The organism is Porphyromonadaceae bacterium W3.11 (genome assembly GCA_030434245.1).
In the GTDB taxonomy this organism is placed as follows: Bacteria; Bacteroidota; Bacteroidia; order Bacteroidales; family Porphyromonadaceae; genus Porphyromonas_A.
In genome coordinates this window covers 1-17,652 of the sequence record JAUISX010000001.1, presented here as the reverse complement: position 1 = coordinate 17,652, position 17,652 = coordinate 1, and the positions used below count along the sequence as shown (strand labels likewise).

At 43.4% G+C, this 17,652-nt stretch carries 11 protein-coding genes; 3 read left to right on the top strand and 8 right to left on the bottom strand.

The window, feature by feature from the left end:
- Positions 1-256: 256 nt before the first annotated feature.
- Both QYZ87_00055 and QYZ87_00050 read right to left on the bottom strand, forming a co-directional pair.
- Complete coding sequence (locus tag QYZ87_00055; protein MDN4752930.1) at positions 257-730, bottom strand: CPBP family glutamic-type intramembrane protease; 474 nt, start codon at positions 728-730, stop codon at positions 257-259.
- Positions 727-1,146, bottom strand: coding sequence for a hypothetical protein (locus tag QYZ87_00050; GenBank protein MDN4752929.1), 420 nt, complete (start codon positions 1,144-1,146; stop codon positions 727-729). The genes QYZ87_00055 and QYZ87_00050 overlap by 4 nt, the downstream gene beginning before the upstream one ends.
- A 1,806-nt stretch (positions 1,147-2,952) precedes the next feature.
- On the opposite strand from QYZ87_00050, the gene QYZ87_00045 reads away from it, so the two are divergent.
- From QYZ87_00045 to QYZ87_00035, 3 genes are read left to right on the top strand one after another with little or no spacing between them, the layout of a single operon-like run.
- Positions 2,953-3,342, top strand: coding sequence for a helix-turn-helix domain-containing protein (locus QYZ87_00045; protein MDN4752928.1), 390 nt, complete (start codon positions 2,953-2,955; stop codon positions 3,340-3,342).
- Positions 3,335-5,398, top strand: a complete 2,064-nt coding sequence (locus QYZ87_00040) for a bifunctional DNA primase/helicase (GenBank protein MDN4752927.1) — start codon at positions 3,335-3,337, stop codon at positions 5,396-5,398. The genes QYZ87_00045 and QYZ87_00040 overlap by 8 nt, the downstream gene beginning before the upstream one ends.
- Positions 5,383-5,694, top strand: a complete 312-nt coding sequence (locus tag QYZ87_00035; protein MDN4752926.1) for a helix-turn-helix domain-containing protein — start codon at positions 5,383-5,385, stop codon at positions 5,692-5,694. Before QYZ87_00040 ends, QYZ87_00035 begins: the two co-directional genes overlap by 16 nt.
- Positions 5,695-5,702: 8 nt before the next feature.
- Here QYZ87_00035 and QYZ87_00030 read toward each other — a convergent pair whose 3' ends face one another.
- The 6 genes from QYZ87_00030 to QYZ87_00005 all read right to left on the bottom strand — a co-directional run.
- Positions 5,703-6,470: a metallophosphoesterase gene (locus tag QYZ87_00030; GenBank protein ID MDN4752925.1), complete on the bottom strand. Its 768-nt coding sequence runs from the start codon at positions 6,468-6,470 to the stop codon at positions 5,703-5,705.
- Complete coding sequence (locus QYZ87_00025; protein MDN4752924.1) at positions 6,463-7,248, bottom strand: hypothetical protein; 786 nt, start codon at positions 7,246-7,248, stop codon at positions 6,463-6,465. Before QYZ87_00025 ends, QYZ87_00030 begins: the two co-directional genes overlap by 8 nt.
- The gene (locus tag QYZ87_00020) at positions 7,242-8,204 is read right to left on the bottom strand and encodes a hypothetical protein (protein MDN4752923.1); all 963 of its coding nucleotides are present in this window, start codon (positions 8,202-8,204) and stop codon (positions 7,242-7,244) included. The genes QYZ87_00025 and QYZ87_00020 overlap by 7 nt, the downstream gene beginning before the upstream one ends.
- A 289-nt stretch (positions 8,205-8,493) precedes the next feature.
- Positions 8,494-14,472, bottom strand: coding sequence for an N-6 DNA methylase (locus QYZ87_00015; GenBank protein ID MDN4752922.1), 5,979 nt, complete (start codon positions 14,470-14,472; stop codon positions 8,494-8,496).
- Between the two features lie 264 nt (positions 14,473-14,736).
- Positions 14,737-16,803: a DNA topoisomerase 3 gene (locus QYZ87_00010; GenBank protein MDN4752921.1), complete on the bottom strand. Its 2,067-nt coding sequence runs from the start codon at positions 16,801-16,803 to the stop codon at positions 14,737-14,739.
- Positions 16,804-16,816: 13 nt separating this feature from the next.
- A partial coding sequence (locus QYZ87_00005; protein ID MDN4752920.1) for a DUF3945 domain-containing protein occupies positions 16,817-17,652 on the bottom strand: 836 nt, incomplete at its 5' end.

The following is a 17,652-nucleotide window of genomic DNA, read 5'->3' as shown; positions in this document are numbered from 1 at the left end:
CTGGTAACTATGGTTCAGATAATGCTAATGTACTATTTGGGCTTATACAGCTTCTTTAATCATCTGGAAAAGAATAGGAAGCATGTGATTTCAATTAAGTCTCTGACGAACCTCCATTGCCCTCTCTTTTTGATTAGGGGAGCTTGGATTTTTAAAATGAGAGTCTCAACCGCATCATTTCTGCGATTGAGACACCTCATTATACACTTTTACAGTTTTATCGGACACCAATAATTTTCTTAATTGCACTCATAGATTAGGAAAAGAGAAGTTCGTAAACAAGGGGAGTGGCATTTATAAATAAATGTACAGCAAATATCGAAGCAAATGGATGATTGCCTTGTCGTAGGTGATAGCCAGTGGCAAGGAGAATTCCAGGAAAAAAGGCAAATACAACATAAATAATTGAGTAAAAATGAAGCGAAGCAAATACAAGACCACTAACAATGATAATAAGCCATATTCGTTTTCGAAAGAATTCTATCTTACTCAATAAATAATAGGGAAGTGCTTGAAAAAGTGCGGTCTCAACCAATGGTGCTATAAGAATAAAAACAACATAATCAAAAATACTTTGAGGAGGCTCAAAGTTATGCAATATGTCTAGCTGGATCCCACTAAGCTGAACCAACATATTAAAAATAAGATTCCAAAGACACCCGACAGCCCAGAAAACACCTACAAACAGTGGAGCTGGGACATTTTCAAGCCACCTAAAAACCCTGTTCATACTTGTCTATTTCTAAAATGTATAAGTGGGAAAACAAATATTCCTCCAAGTGTAATCGCAATCATATCATACCAATCGCCTTTACCTAATATCATATCTAAACCTTCAAACAAATAATTCCCAAGCACAATGCATGCTAGTAAAACATACTTCCACCTAACTCCAAAAATCTCAAATACTTTTGGATCTCCTGAAGAATAGATTTTAAATACTAAATACCCTAAAAGCACAGAAGAGAAACTTGGATTATTATTTACAAACGTAAGCCCATCACTGATTTCAAAATTTGCATAGACATATGGTCTGTATAGCTTAACAATACAAATGTGAATTATAAGCAATAGCAGAATTAAAGTAATCTCTGAGCGCGGAGTATACGCTTTGAAACGTTCTATTGCTTTACTAAATATGTTCATACTCAAGTGCTACTTTACTTTATACCCGAATTATAACCTGCATTAAGCTGTTTGGCAGTACTGTTGGGATTGAGATCTACATAGTACCAACCGCAACTACACAAGCGCCTAATATCCAATTTTCCACCATAATTGTACCTGTTATAACAGAGCCTTCTCCTCCGGCCACAGATTATGCATCTTCTTGCATGGGCTCCAATCCCAACACATTTAATTCAATCTCTTTCATTCGATTAATCTTCTTAGTTATAATTATAGTTGTACATCGTTTGGCAAAGGTAAAAAAATGGGGGGAAATAACCAAATCCTTGAGCAACTATCTTCGGACATTACGTGTTCCTTAACGAGCAATCGTAACCTCACAACGCTTATCGATATTTCTTTGGTATTTTTCTTTTTTTTATAAAGATGACTGATGTAGGCTTCTCTATAATCGTAAGGAGTACGGATTTACTTCTGGCACTACACTAATGACGATTTCCATTTCAAAATCTTTAGATTTTTTCCCATCTGCTTTTTGGGGTCTCTCGTGAATACTTATTTAGCCTAGTCTTCTTCTTTTGAAGCTATAGATATTACGCTTCCTTTTCCTAAGTTTGTCTAGAAAGTGTTGAAATTCTTCTCCTAGTTACTTATCCTTTCTAGTGACTTATATCTCGTTTCATGAGAGGGAGTCCAGAGAAGCAAGAAAAAACGAACATATCTCGCACCAATTCCAATCGAGGCAAAGCAGTTCGGCTTACGTTCCCAACTGCGTGGGATGTATGCACAAAGGGGATTGAAAATCAAAAACTGAAGGGGATTGTAGCCAAACTAGAGTATTTTGAGAGTTTAGGTTGCCTTATTACGTGCTCTGGGAAGAGGTCGCTATATAAAGGAGAAGTGCCGTAACTCATTGTAAATTACGGCACTTCTTAAATCCTTAGAACCTCTTTTGTTAGGTCTCCAGAGTACTTCATGTGGAGATGGAGGATCTTGTACCTATATCTCCTTAATCGTTATAAGCCACAGAATTCCATGTGACTACTTTTTCTACTGTAGCAAAATTGTAGCAGGATTTTGAATATCTACTGACTACCATTCTGATTACCTATTGAATATACGCTTATACTCTCCTCAGTGGTGCAAAAATAGCTAAAATTGAACTAACAGCCAAACCTCTGTAAATTACTTTCTTAACCTATTCTCTGCTACAGAGACAGGTGCAAGGTGCAAGCCTCTATATGTAGAAGGCTTGCACCTTGCACCTGAGAGCCCCTCAGAAGTAATCAACCTGCAATCTTCTGCCTCAAGCAAGTTGTTGAGCAAACAATGAGGAATTTTGCAATTACCATTGCAATCAATTCGCATGCAGGAAGTTAGAGTATTCTTAACTATTAATTATGCACCTAATGAGAAAACACTTGCAATTGGTGCATATTCTTGCAATAATCGGGTTGGTACATTTCTTAGGTGCTGGTAACTTTAACATATGAACAGAATAAATATAATTCTGAGAGAATTGAGAGAGCAAAGGAGCCTCAAACAAGAGGATGTCGCTGAAATGCTCAATGTTTCACCTAGTACCTATTCACGATGGGAACGAGGTGAAAAGGAACTATCCTCAAGTGAAATTGAGAGAATTTCTCGTGTGTTTTTTGGCAATGAATTAAAACTATATGCAATACTTGCAAGTCCTTTGATAGAATCATCACCCATCACAAATATCACAGTGTCAATATATACTGAGGAAGCATACAAAAACCTATTGGTGTATTTGTCATCTTGCAATCCAAAATCAATAATTATAATTCAGAATTCAAACCAATGGAAGTAATAGGATTTGAAAGTGATGCTTTTCAAGATCTTTTAGAACGGATTAAGAAGATTGAGGGCTTTGTCGAACGGAGCTCCTCACTCCTTCAAGAGATAGACGAAGAGCTTGAGATGACCTCTAAAGATGTGATGAACGTATTAAACATATCAAAGTCCACACTCTATCGATGGCGAAAATCACAAATGATACCATTCCGATTTACTGGCAATGGTGATGTACGCTATCCTTATAAAAGTGTATGTAATGCTATTAAGAGTAAGCGACTCACAGTTGTGGGGCTTACTTCAGATGATGCCCTAAGAGAATTAATCAAATACAAAGACAATATAATATTAAGCTGTTGTTCAACAAAATCGATAACAGAAGAGAGTGATGATTGATAAAGAGCAGATATTAAGTCTAACGCAAGGAGGTTTGAATGTGTATAACCACTACTTGGGTTTCGAAGTGAACACTCATAAGAACTTCAGAAGTCCCTTTTATGACGATAAAAAGCCTTCATGCCATATCTACTATGATGCTAAAAGTACATCATACAAGTTTCATGACCATGGAGAACCGAGTTACTCTGGAGACTGCTTTTGGTTTGTTGGAGAGCTTTATGGATTGGATACGAGGAGAGATTTTCTTGATATTCTCAAACTGATAGTTCAAGACTTAATGCTCCCGATAAGGGTAGCAGATGATTATCCGTCACGTTTTAACAAGCGTCATGTTCAGAAGAAATGGGTTAGACCTAAAGCTATCCAAGAAGAAGAGAGGATAGATGATAAGCCATATAAAATCCAAACGATGTCCTACTCGCAGCCCTTTCTTACCTTTTGGGGAAGGTATGGGGTAGATGAGAATACACTCAAGAGATACAATGTCATCAATATCTCTCAGTTTGAGTCTATCAATTCTCAAGGTGAGGCTTATACTATAAAAGCGACTGGCACGGAGCCAATCTACGGCTATAAGGGGTATGATTATGTCAAGATTTACAGACCTAATAGTACGAAGCTACGCTTTTTATATGGAGGTAGGAAACCTTCTCTCTATTGTTTTGGGCTTGATCAAATACCAACGAAAGGTGATGTTCTTTTAATCACTGGAGGAGAAAAAGATGTTCTATCACTTGCAGCACATGGTTTCAATGCAATCTGCTTCAATAGTGAGACTTCAGTAATTCCTGAGAGCCTAATTGATGGATTGTTACTTCGTTTTAGGCATATTGTGCTCCTATACGATGTTGATGAAACTGGCATTCGAGAGAGTGAAAGACAGAAAGTAGCTTTGGAAAAGTACAAGGTCAAAAGTATTCAACTGCCACTGAGTGGAGGTCAATTTGAAAAGGATGTCTCTGACTTTTTCTCCCTTGGACATACATCAGAAGAATTAAGAGGTCTTATAGCTTCTTTACTTCAAGAAATTTACTCAGAGACTCTGATGATGATGAAGTCATGTGAGATAGATTATGACAATCCTCCAGACTTGTCTAAAGCAATCGTTTCAGTAAATCATGTGCCACTAGGAACTCAGGATAATTTGTTTTGTATAACGGGTGGTGAGGGAACAGGTAAAAGCAACTTTGTATCTGCCATTCTTGCTGGAGCAATGAGATATGATGCTCTTGTACCAGAGGAAACTCTTGGATTGGAGGTGAATCCTAATCCCTATGGCTTAGCTGTAATACATTATGACACCGAACAATCAGAAGCACAGCTATATAAAAATCTTGGAAAGACCTTGCGACGAGCATCACTGGTGCAGGTTCCTTCTTTCTATCACTCTCTTTACTTAGCCTCTTTATCTCGACAAGACAGACTTAGGTTAATCAGAGATAGTATGGATTTACTCTACCACGAACACGGAGGCATCCATTTGGTAGTTATAGATGGAATTGCAGACTTAATTAGATCAGCCAATGATGAGAGTGAGAGTATTGCTGTAGTTGAAGAACTATATCGCTTAGCAGGCATCTACAATACATGTATTATCTGTGTGCTTCATTTTGTTCCAAATGGAGTAAAGCTTCGAGGCCATATCGGCTCTGAACTTCAGCGAAAAGCTGCTGGGATTTTATCAATAGAAAAAGACGACAATCCAGAACTCTCCGTAGTCAAAGCACTTAAAGTGAGAGATGGTAGCCCTTTGGATGTACCGATGATGCTTTTCGGCTGGGACAAAGAGTTGGACATGTTCGCCTACAGAGGTGAGAAGTCCAAGGAAGAAAAAGAGAAAAGAAAGACGGTTGATTTAGCCTCTCTTGCCAAGGAGATTATGGCTGGGCGTGAGGTTATATCCTATAGTGAATTGGTTGATGCCGTGATGGAGGAGATGGATGTCAAAGATAGGACGGCGAAAAAGTACATAGCTTATATGAGAGATCAAGATATCTTATCTCAGGAAAACAGTGGAAACTACATAAAAGGGAAGCTATGTCATACTTCTTAAATGAACCTCCTGAGTCTTCTGAGCACAAATCCGAGTTTGAGCTTCTTAAGGAGATGCTTGTCAATATGGAGGGTAAGCTAAATCAATTGCTTGCCCTCCAAGAAACGACTGTTCACCCTCCTATGAGACCAGAATACTTAGATATTATTGATGTGTCAAAGCTCTTGAAAGTAGAGCAAAAGACTATCTACAACTGGGTGTCTCTCGGCAAAATACCTTTTATCAAAGCTAATGGTCGTCTCCTCTTCTTGAGGCACGAAATAGATGAAATGCTTCGTAGAAGAGATGAATGGTAACTACAAAGTTAAATTTGAATATGTTTTGATGGATCAAAGTAATTGTGTTCATTTAAGGAGATGTACCCCAACTGGTTAGTAACACACCGTGTTCTGCCAATTACCCCATTAATATTTCTATGAGAATGACCATAGATCCAATAGGCTATCGAAGTCTCTTTAACGAAATCACTCAATTCAGATACAAACGCCCCATTCAGTTTACTGGTACTAAACTCAGGGGACATTAAAGAGAATGATGGGACATGATGAGTTGCTACAATAATGCGTTCTGCCGTGCTTTGAGAAACACTATCCTTTATAAACTGTAGGCACTCATTATGTTCTTGATTAAAGCGTTGCCATGTTAGTGGCTCACCACCTGCTTGGATTTTTCGAAAGTCTGACACACCTAGTTCAGTCAAGTAGGCATTTTTAGCATCAATTTTTGCCCATAGAGTAGACACAATAAGTTCAATATTGTCTCCTATAGGCACAACAGCATTATAGAAGCAAGTCACATTACTCTTTATAGATCTACTCCAACCTCGGTTCATCAAATCCAGATCATACCCTTTATAAAACTCATGATTCCCAGGTACAACTATGACTTGTTCGTAGTTATCCGAAGCCCAATCCCAAAAAGGGTGATTACTAAATTTGTCGTCACCTATATAGCCTATGTCTCCAGCTAGGACTAATATAGTTCCAGAAACAGTCAGAGGATTATACTTGAGATAGCGACTGTTGTCTCTGAACTCCAAGTGAAGATCAGATGCGTATTGAATCTTAGTCATGAAGCATAAATACCATCTCTAACAACTCTACTAATTGTTCTCCTGAGACATTGTGGAGTTTGATGGACTTAAAGAAATCTTGATTTGGTAATTCATTCCTCACGATTTCGCAGAAAGTGGTGAGATCTTCCTTTAGTGTATTGGGTAGAGTAAATCTTTCTGAGGGAGCCAGCATTGCGACCAATCTGAAGACATCTTTCTTGTGCTTGTCAACATTCTTCTTATCAACTGTATATCCTTTAGCTCTCCGCTCAGATAAATCAAGAAAAGCTTTAGCTTTAAGACATATCAAGCTCTCCTTATTAGCAACTTGGACTCCCTCTATTTGCTCACTATTCTCAATCGTATAACCATAATAATCATCGTCCATTAGTATAGCGGACAAACTCGAAAGGTCATCTGAAATAGGAACAGGTGTTATGTGAGCATCTTCAGGGAAGTTAATCAGACCAAGATTTCTAGAAAACAACTCTAGTTGATACGGGAAATCTGCCTGCTTAGGCTTTAAGAACCTAAAGTATTCATGTTTTCTTCCTCCGATAACATTGTCTCCTACTTCTCTTTTCTCATAGTCTCCCGATTTAATAAATTCCCAAAAGCGAGTTACGAACTCCCTTGACAGAGCCTCTACAACCAATATGATATCGATGTCTTTGGTCGCTCTAGGCACTTGTGCATTGACATACTCATGTACCTCACAGGCAGTTCCTCCTATGATAACATAGTTGTCTTCATAATCTTGGAAAAACTCTCTGAATATCTCAAATCCTCCTACCATTCTATTGTTTCTAACAAGTGTTCTAATTCTATTTGTACTCGTTCGTCTTTGTCGTTTATCAGCGACAAGTATAAAGATAGTTTATCTACATAACCATTGAGACTCATCAATGTCGGATCATACCTCCAGACCTCAATCATATTCTTGCCAAATTGTTTATCTGTCACCACTCCCAATTCTTTGAGTCCTGCCCGAAACACAGCGTATGTATCGTACATGTCAGGATTCAGCATAGTGTACTTCGAAAGAGCATTTATTCCACTTTTAATTCCTCCTTCTAGTGTTACATCCGTAAATAAAACTCTTTCAACCGGAGAGGTTAAATATGGGAGAGCTTGTTCCCATATTTCGCGTTTCGGCAAGGATATCTCTATATGCTTAGTTTTTGCCCCTCGTAACCCTATCAGCTTATGCTTCGTCAACCATCTAATAGCTCTATTGATAGTGGCATAGGAGACAAAAAACTCTTCTGCAGCCTCTTGGGTGTTCTTCCCATGGATTGATTTTACTTGTATGTGATACAATAACATACACTGAGCCATAGGGGGTATTGTATCTCCTAAATCAACATTCCGATTCTCCTCCTTTTTTAAGTTAACTAAGAGGTCTGGGATGAATAGTTGTTTACCTGGGATCACAAAACCAACTCTTTGGTTTACCAATCTAAGCTGATTATATGAAGCTAGCCTTTGAGGAGCAAGAACCACGGGCTTGCCTATTTTCTCTTCTATTATAGATAAAGTCTTCTTCATTTGAAGGGGAGCAAAATCATCCCCATCCTCTATACAAGCAAGAACAACCTCGTTGCCTAACAACTTAGTTTCAAAGAATCTAAAGCTACTTGAGATGTACAATGGAAGCTTAGCAGATTGGGCTCTATCAATCGGCTTTATCTTTATCATTTTACCTTCAATCGTACCAAGGTAATCTTCTAGCAGACAGATATAATCATTCATAATGCATAAAATCAACCATATGTGATTATGTGCAAATATACTGATTATATATTCATACACAAAGGGATTGTAGATTATTGTGGAGTAGAAAGTTTACGACACATTACAAAAATCTGAACGAAGCACCACAAAAACACCGAGTGAAATGCCACAAAAACACAGAACAGCAAGAGTAAATACACCTTACTTATCGCAAATTTACGGTAAATTTGCGACAAGAAAGACATCCTAATTCGCTTTGATATTGCAATTTACAGAGAAGCGAATTTTTATCGCAAAAGAATTATATCTATCGCCACTTGGGACGGTAGCCGTTCTTGGGTGAGTCTTTGTTGGGCTTTTGTGATTGGCTTTCTTGTGGCGTTGTAGAATCAGGCATTGATACCTGACGCGATTGTGTGGGGCTTTCACTGATTTGGTTTGACTGCTGTTGCTCGGAGCTGTCATCAGTGTCGGAGGCAGGAGCGAGGGAGAGCGCTATTTTGCGGTCAAGCTCGGAGGCTTGGCTCTTTAGGGAGCGAAGCTCCTCCTCTTTCTTCCAAGAACCATTGGCTATCTCCTTGTAGGTGGAGATTGAGGAAGTCACCTTTGTGAGTTCCTTCTGATGACTCTCAATAACCTTAGGAATACGCTCTAGTGCATTGACGAAATTGCGACAAGCGAGCTTCGGGTCGGTTGCCAAAGCTCCATTGTTGTAGGTGTAGTAGATATTACCCTTGCCCTTCACGAAAAATCGGTTTTGCGTCAGTGCAAACAGTCCATCCTTAGCAGAACTCTCCGACTTCACGAGGATAGGAAAACCATACACCTGCCCTACCTCTAGATAGTCATTGCCTGTACGAGCTTTGTCTGCTATCTCGTGCAATCGTTCAGCTATCCTCTTTTCATCAGCTACTCCTTCTACACCCTTTATCACGATGGAATTGAGTGGCAGTCCTGCTTCATCGCGTAGGACCACACTGTTGTACTTGCTCCAGTCATTCTCAGCTTGAGCAATTCTACTCTTATGGATATTCGCCTTAAACTCAATCTCTCCAATTGTATTCAGTGCCTGGTCACGCTCCCGATTAAAAGCCTTTCGCTCCGATTCTAGAGCAGTAATCTTCTTCTCTAATTTTGCCTTCTCCAAGAGGTCGGTATTACCAGAAAGCACTGCCACATACTCTGAGAAGTTTAGTCCGCTATCCTCATCCATAGCTCCCTCATCAATCGTGCGACTACCGAGCGAATTGCTCTTGAGCTGATTGATAAAGAGCTGCTTATTGTGTAGCAAATTGAACTTATAGCTATCCAGCGACCGCTCTACAGCATAGATAATTATGTCCACCTTGTTAGCCGCATGGAGCTTTGCCACCTCGTTACCCTTACGGACGGCACGCCCATTGCGTTGTTCCAAATCGGAAGGACGCCAAGGCGTGTCGAGGTGATGCACTGCGACTGCTCTTTGCTGTGCATTCACCCCAGTACCCAGCATCTCAGTAGAACCAAATAGCACCCTTACCTCTCCTCGGTTCATCGCTTCTACCATTGCCTTCTTCGCCCGCTCCGTCTTACACTCTTGGATAAATCGCACTTCTGAAGATGGGATACCATGATCCTCCGTCAGTTTTCTCTTAATCTCTGAGTAAACCGACCACTCATTGGGCTTGTAAGTCCCTAAATCGGAAAATACAAACTGAGTCCCCTTCTGCTTATCAAACTTCTGATAGTACTCCCAAATCATCCTTGCGCAGTGAGAAGCCTTATTGTCAATGTGGTCTGAGTACTTTTGAGAAATCATCCTCAAATCAAGGCTCATCTTGCGGGCATAGTCTGTGGCGATGAGCATCTTTGCCTTTTCCTCACTCTCACTCAGCGGTGCACGCCCCAAGAGTTCCGCATTACCCGTCTTGGCAAACTCCATCAGTTTGCCAATAAACTCTTCCTGCTCGGGTGTGGGCGGTATGTTGTGGAGTATTTCGTCCTTCTCGGGTCGGTCGATACCGATGTCCTTGGCTGTGCGAAAGTCGCAGATCTCCGCATAGAAGGAGGCAAGCTCTGGCACCTTGATAAATGTCCTAAAACGTTCCTTCTGGATGATTTCATTGGTAACTGAGAACTCATAGTCCGTGGACTTCTTGGCGAATACGGCAGCCCAAGCATCAAAGGTATTAATACCTTGTTTCTCCAATGCTTGTGGGCGTAGGTACTTGAAGAGTAGATATAGCTCTGTCAAACTATTAGAGATAGTAGTACCCGATAAGAATGTAGCCCCCAAGTCTTTGCCTGACCGCTCCTGAATAGTGCGTAATGCAAAGAGCATATTGAGAGCTCTTTGTGAACCATCTGGATTACCTAAGCCACTTACCCGACTGTGACGGGTGTTAAAGAGTAGATTCTTAAAGCGATGACTCTCATCCACAAAGAGGTGGTCAATACCCATCAGCTTAAAATCCACTGCGTCATCCTTACGCTCTGTAAGGTCATCAGCAATGGTCTTCAGTTTGACCTCCAAGTTTTCCTTTCGCTTCTCCAACCCCCGTAACATACTGCGAGATACCTCCACCCCTTGTTGCCTAAGCACCTCAAGGTTTTCTTCTACCGAGTCTAACTCTTTTTGAAGGATAGCCTCCTGCACCTCCAAGGATTGAGGTATCATTCCAAACTGCTCGTGTGTCAAGATGATACAGTCCCAGTCATTATTCTTGATGTCGTTGAAGATGCGTTGGCGGTTCTGCTTCGTAAAGTCATTCTTCCCAGGATAAAGCACCTTGGCATTGGGGTATGCCTTGCGAAAGGTATCTGCAATGTCAAAGACATTTGCTTTCAGTCCAATAATCATTGGCTTATTAGCTAGCCCTAGTCTCTTCATTTCATAAGCAGCTACGCACATAATGAGCGTCTTGCCAGCTCCCACCTCGTGGTCGCAGATACCTCCACCATTTGTTTTCAGCATCCAGACCGCATCCTTTTGGCTCTTATAGAGTGCAGGGATACCCAGTCCTTTTAGGTCAAGATGAGGAAAAGTCTGATGTGTACCATCAAAGTCGGGACGGACAAAGCAATTGAACAGCTTATTGTACCGCTCAGCCATCTGTTCCTTAAAGGTCTCAGGCTGTCTTCCTAACCAATCGACAAAGCCTTGCCGTATCTCCTCAATCTTGGAGTTGGCTTGCTGAATCTTCTCCCCATCCCTTACCTTAATCGTCTTCATCATACCCGACACTGGGTCTGGCACCTCCTTACTCTTATTGATTTCGGGGATGGTGTTCTGCAGAGCATGTCCCAATAGCTTGATACCATCATACCGCCTAAACTCCCCCTGCACCGCATACTTGTTCCATATATTGGCATTCTTACGCTCACACTGTACAGCATACTCATCCATATTGGCGTGGTACGAGACATCCACCTCCGTGCCAAAGAGATCCGATGCAAAGAGCGAATAGACCTTACTCGGGATCCATCGCTCCCCTAGGTTGAAGTCTAAGTCGGCAAAAGGGACAGGCGTAGGAATAGCAGCTTTGAGAGCCGAAAGACTTCGCTTCGCCTCTTCCACGTCGGGATGCTCCAAGAGCCATGACTCCAATCGCTCCGCTTTCTCAATGACATTGCCCGAGATGTACTTATCGGCAATCTCGTAGTTACCCACCTCGGGATTATAGAAGATACGGTCTTCTAATTCGGTCACGAGGTCGCTCTCTTCTGTTTCGGGGAGTAGCGAAGCCATATAGCCCAAGTCCACCTCCCCAAACTTATTGAGCGAAGCCGAGAGTGCCTCCAAAGGGTTTGCCACGACTGTAAGCTCCTCATTTGAGAATGCGGTAGGGTGGTCAAAGATATCTGCCTTAACCAGCTTTCCATCGATGCTTCGCTCCAAGAAGAGCATCTCTACCCCAGTAGCATCCATCTTGATAAGGTCCACATTGGAGCGGTCATTGAAGTGTCCTCTTTGTGCTACAAAAGCATCGTAGAGGCGATTGAGCTTCTGTCGCTCCTCCTTATCCTCCACCCGATTGTGAGCCTCATAGTCATAAAGACGGTGATAGCTGTCCCTTATCTCCACATACTCCTTTAGCTTCGAGAGCTGTCCATAGGACAAGTCCATCGGATTGAAAAGAGGACTACTCTTTACTCCCGACAAGAAACCGACCTGACCATTCTGAACCACAATGGATCCATCACGCAGGTGACTATCGGGAAGTGAGAGAAAAGGTCGAGGAGATGTATCAAATACCTTCTTCACCTCTTTAATGGGCTTACCCTTATTGGGTATAATATCCCCCTCCTCATCAAAAGAGAAGAGTGATGGCTGGGTCATCTTAGGAGTAGCTCTCTTGGCACTCCTTTTTGGAGAGGCAGGCTTAGCCACACTTTGTTTTGACTTCTCTTTCTTCTCAGTCTGAAGTTCCTTATTGACCCGATCCACCTCCTTTGTCCATTGGGTATATTCCTCTGGAGCAAAAAGTGGTAGCATGGATGCCTCAGACCTCTCATCGTACAGCGTTGGGTCATCTATCGGGTGATGATCATCGTCAAAGTACACCAACTTACCACCCATCTCCCTCGGTGCTTCAAAGTCAGTGCGAATAACCCTCTCCTCCTGCTGATGCTGCTGCTTCTCATAGAGCTTTTGAAGTGAGAGTACTGGCACTCCCTCGGGAGCGACCTCTTCCTCCACTTCCTGCTTATGTGTGTATTGCTCCCCGACGTACTCCTTTAGTTCCTCAATCTGATGAAGCGGTTTCGGCTCAAAGTAAAGGTCACGCTCAATGCCTAGTCCTCTCACCTTTACCTCTCTCATCTCAGCAAGGGACATATAGCCTAGCTCCCAGCCATAGCCCATAGTGGTCAAGCCAAAACCGATTTCCTCCTTCGGGTCATATTCTAGAATATAAGAGGTGTAGGCACCCATCGGAAAAAAGTAACGACCATAGGCGACCTTATCCCCCAATAGCTTTATCTTCTCCGTGGCATAGAGCTTAGGGATCTGCTTTTGCAGTGGCTTAGGCATCAGGTCGTAGGCATTCTCAGCCTCTTTTTGAACCACCTCCTGCTCCTCTTGCTTTACTTCTTTCTTTTGCCCTAGCACTCCAGTCTCATAGAGGGAGAGGTCAAATTGTTTACCCATATCTATAGTCAGTTGCTCCCTAATTTCATTGGCAATCCCCTCTACACCGCCTTCGTGGGTATAAACCCAAGTGGGCTTGCCGTAAGGGTCGCTTCCTATTCTTTTGTCTGTAGCAATAATCCGCTGGCGAGCTTCTTCTCCCTCAAAAAGAGCATTGTGGGTAAAAGCGATACTAAAGCCATCACCCTTAGACACAGCATAGCTCTCAATAAAGAGCTTCTCCGTGGGAGTCAGCTCTTGCTTATTACTCTGCTTCTGTAGGATAATCAAGTCGCTCCCCACCTCTGTCCCAGCATTTTCTGAAAACATGCCAGAGGGGAGTCTCAGTGCAGAGACAAGGTTACTATGCTCCATTAGATACTTGCGAATAGGCTCATTTTTAGGTGAGTCCAAGACACCTCGCGAAGTAATGAATGCGAGCAACCCGCCCTCCTTCAGCACATCAAGCCCTTTGACAAAAAAATAGTTATGAATTGCCTTGGTAGAAGCCTGCTTAATGACCTCATCACTCTTGATGAAACTTCGGTCATAGACCAAGAAGTCTCCAAAGGGAATATTGCTGGTGATGAGTTCGAAGCCACCTCCTTCTGCCCCAAGGTCGTCCACCTGCTCAAAGGGTTTCTGATAGACTTGTATATTGCCCTCGCCCATCGGGTAAAGGGCTTGCATCATACGAGCGGTTAAGAGGTCTTTCTCCAAGGCATACACCTTGGTAGTTGGTGAAGTAGCAAAGGCAGTGGTGAAAGCTCCCATACCTGCCGATGGATCGAGCACACGATTGAGCCGAATGCCACTGCTCTCTATCCCCTGAGCAATCGCATCTACTATCCGCTGGTCGGTATAAAAGGAGGTCAAGACACTCGACTTAATGCTATCCCAATACCGCTTCGCCATATTCGCATCCAGAGCATCCCGATAGATGAGTTGCTTCAGCTGACGAGTCGGTTCAAAGAGCGACTGCTCGCTCATAGCCCAATAACGGATATCCTCATCGCTGTCGGTGCGACTGAGGATACACTTTAGCCCTCCGAAGCCTTGATAGCGGAGCAGTTGCTCCCGCTCTTCAGTAGTCGGTAGTCTCCTCTCTTTTTCCAGTCTAAGGATCACTCGTATTGCCTCGCTATTCTCTAGCAATACCTTTTTCTTATTGTATGCCATATCGAAATCTTACTATAGATGAGCAATACTTTCTCAATAGAATGAACGCTATAGGTATCAGACATGAACGACTGATAGGATATCCCTTGAACCTTATAGCTATATGGCATGACCCTTAATATATACTAATCACCTACTTTAATATATACTAATTGAGCCAATTAATATATATCAAAGGTTCATGCTTTCGGCATTAAACGCTCATGCGTGATAGCTATCTCGGTTGCCTTATATGCCCATACCGCTTATCTCCGTGGGGTGTTCCTACTTTTTCTTGGCTCTCACCTCAAACTCAAAAGCGGCGGAGAAGTCCTCTTTTAGCACTAATCGGGCATTGAATTTCTTACCAGCCTTACTGGTCATTCCTTTGAGGGTGGGTGTTTTGCCCTTAGTGATGAGGTCTTGGATATTGCTATCCGAGAGGAAAGTACCACAGAGTTCACGAAAGACTTTGAAGCCACAAGCTTCATCTTTGCACTTCGCCACCTTATTGTAAATAGCAAAGCTCTCCTTACCACACTTGGGACACTTGTAAACTGGGTACTGCTTGGTAGGTACAGTCAGTGCCAATAACTCACTACATATTTGGCGAGTGTACTCCTTGATACCCTCCTCGAACTCTCCAATATCTAAAGCTCCTGCTTCAATAGCAGCAAGAGAGAGCTCCCAATTGCCTGTCATCTCTGCATTGGCGATCTTCATCTCTTTCACCAACTCAAATACCTCAAGTCCCTTGTCGGTAGGGATGAGAGACTTCTTCTCCCTACGGATGAAATCTCTAAGGATAAGGGTCTCAATGATATTGGCTCTTGTTGCTGGTGTGCCGATACCACATTCCGCAAGAGCTTTCTTACTCTCCGTGTCCTCGACCTCTTTACCAGCATGTTCCATTGCTGAAAGCAGGGTCGCCTCTGTGTAGAGTGGCTTTGGTTTGGTGGCTTGCTTCAGTAGCTCGGCACTCTGTAGGGATAGAGTTTCGCCCTCCAAGATAGCTGGGAGCTTATCCAACTCTTCTTCTTCACTCTCTTTCCTTTTATCGTCCCTCTTACGTTGTACTACCTTCCAGCCAAGGGCAACTGATCGCTGACCTTTCCAGATGAAATGATGTATGCCCTCTGTCATCTCTACCTGCATTCGCTCCTCCTGGGAGGGTGGCAGGAATGCCTCGACAAAGCGATGGGCAATCATCGTGTAGATGGTTTGCTCATCCGCGGAGAGCATCGGGGACTCCTCGCCGGTCGGGATGATAGCGTGGTGGTCAGTCACCTTGCTATCGTCCACAGATTGGCGATTGAGAGGGATAGGAAGCGTCTGCTTCAGCACCTTGGCGATGAGCTTCGGGATTTCCTCAAAGAGATCCTCCGAGATATAGCGACTACCCGTGCGTGGATATGTGGTTACCTTCTTCTCGTAGAGGCTCTGAGCGATAGACAAGGTCTTGTCGGCAGAGAAACCGTGGCGACTATTGACTTCCTTTTGGAGTGCGGTCAGGTCGTACAAGAGAGGTGGCGGTGTCTCCGTCACCTTTCTTGTGACCTTAGTGACCGTAAGCGAGCCGTGAGAGCGGAGCTGTGCGAGCATACTCTCGGCTGCCGTTTCATTATCATATTGCTCCAGAGAGTTGGCTTGGAGCGTGAGGTCGGGGTGGTTGATGGAAGTGGATAGCTTCCAGTAAGGCACTGACTGAAACGCTCTATTCGTGAGGTAGCGAGAGCATATCATCGCCAAGGTGGGTGTCTGAACTCGCCCGAGAGAGTAACCGCCACGCCTTGCAATAGACATGGCTCTGCTGGCATTTATACCTACGCACCAGTCGGCTTCGCTCCTCGCTTTAGCGGAGAGGTAGAGGTTGTCGTACTGAGAGCCTGGCTTTAGATGACTAAGTCCCTCATTGATAGCTTTATCTGTAAGCGAGGAGATCCAAAGTCTTTGGAAGGGCTTTTGGCAACCAAGGTAGCTATAGATGTAGCGGAAGATAAGTTCGCCCTCTCGCCCCGCATCTGTGGCAACGATGATTTGGTCTGCCTTGGTAAAGCAATGGCGAATAGCCTTGAGCTGCTTGATGGCTGACGGGTCATCGTGGTACTCCTTATCCTTGCGGACTTGTCGCACTACCAACTGGTGTGGATTGGGGAGTATCGGCATGTCGTCTGCTCTGTACTCCTTAAATCCATATACTTCGGGCATGGCAAGAGTGATAAGATGACCAAATGCCCAAGTGACGAGATAGCCATTCCCCTCCATATAACCGTCCTGCTTTTGGCTTGCCCCAACGATTCGGGCAATATCACGAGCCACAGAGGGCTTCTCTGCAATAATACATGTAGTCATAGTCTATGGGGGATTAGAGTTTACGACCTCGTGAGACCTTCTTCTTCTCAGCTTGCTGCTCTGCCTGCTTCTCTGTAGGCTGGGTCTGCTTAGGTTTGAGGGGTTCTTCCAACTTCTTTGTCGCTTCGTTGGTCTTCCCCTCGATATTAACCGCCACTTGGGTCTTGTGCTCTTCGGCTACCGCCTCCACCTTATCGGCAGACTGCTTCTTGTCGGGATTGAGGCGGAAGAAGCGTAGTCGGTTCTCCTCGGGCATCAGCTTGACATAAGCATTGAATGACTGCCCCTGCTTATCCACCATATTCTTGAGATAGAGGGTGGCACCATTGGAGAGAGCTTGGTGCTGTTTATCGCTGAGTTCCAAACCACATAGCTTCTTGGGAATACGAGGCTGTTGCTGCTCCTGTGACTGCTCGTGTCGCTGTTTGTAGCTCTTGGTATTGTCAAAGATAAACTCAATGCCTTTCTTCTCCGCATTGACTTGGAGGGTCGCATCAAAAGGTTTATTGCTCTTGGAGAGCATCCCTTCTACTTTCACCGCCTTTCCCTCCACGAGGTCTTTGTACTGCTGGTCGGTCAGCTCTACGCCCTTTATCTCCTTCGGAATGGAGACTCTATCTGCACGGAGGGCAACCAACTCATTAGTCAGTGAGTCGATGGATACGTAAGCGGCAAATGGCTCACTGCTCTTGGGTGTCAGTTCTACTACCTTACCAAGGTTTCCCGTGGTCTGAAGTGTCGCTTTCTCATCATCAGTGAATTTGTACCCCAAATATGGGTAATCGAGCTTCGGTTCCTTGCGGATGTTGTGGATGGCTAGACCAATCTCGCCATTCTCATTGGTGCGAA

Excerpts from the sequence above, each read along its gene's own strand:
- QYZ87_00050 (MDN4752929.1), bottom strand. The coding sequence starts at position 1,146 with ATGAACATATTTAGTAAAGCAATAGAACGTTTCAAAGCGTATACTCCG.
- QYZ87_00055 (MDN4752930.1), bottom strand. The coding sequence starts at position 730 with ATGAACAGGGTTTTTAGGTGGCTTGAAAATGTCCCAGCTCCACTGTTT.
- QYZ87_00045 (MDN4752928.1), top strand. The coding sequence starts at position 2,953 with ATGGAAGTAATAGGATTTGAAAGTGATGCTTTTCAAGATCTTTTAGAA.
- QYZ87_00030 (MDN4752925.1), bottom strand. The coding sequence starts at position 6,470 with ATGACTAAGATTCAATACGCATCTGATCTTCACTTGGAGTTCAGAGAC.
- QYZ87_00020 (MDN4752923.1), bottom strand. The coding sequence starts at position 8,204 with ATGAATGATTATATCTGTCTGCTAGAAGATTACCTTGGTACGATTGAA.
- QYZ87_00040 (MDN4752927.1), top strand. The coding sequence starts at position 3,335 with ATGATTGATAAAGAGCAGATATTAAGTCTAACGCAAGGAGGTTTGAAT.
- QYZ87_00010 (MDN4752921.1), bottom strand. The coding sequence starts at position 16,803 with ATGACTACATGTATTATTGCAGAGAAGCCCTCTGTGGCTCGTGATATT.
- QYZ87_00015 (MDN4752922.1), bottom strand. The coding sequence starts at position 14,472 with ATGGCATACAATAAGAAAAAGGTATTGCTAGAGAATAGCGAGGCAATA.
- QYZ87_00035 (MDN4752926.1), top strand. The coding sequence starts at position 5,383 with ATGTCATACTTCTTAAATGAACCTCCTGAGTCTTCTGAGCACAAATCC.
- QYZ87_00025 (MDN4752924.1), bottom strand. The coding sequence starts at position 7,248 with ATGGTAGGAGGATTTGAGATATTCAGAGAGTTTTTCCAAGATTATGAA.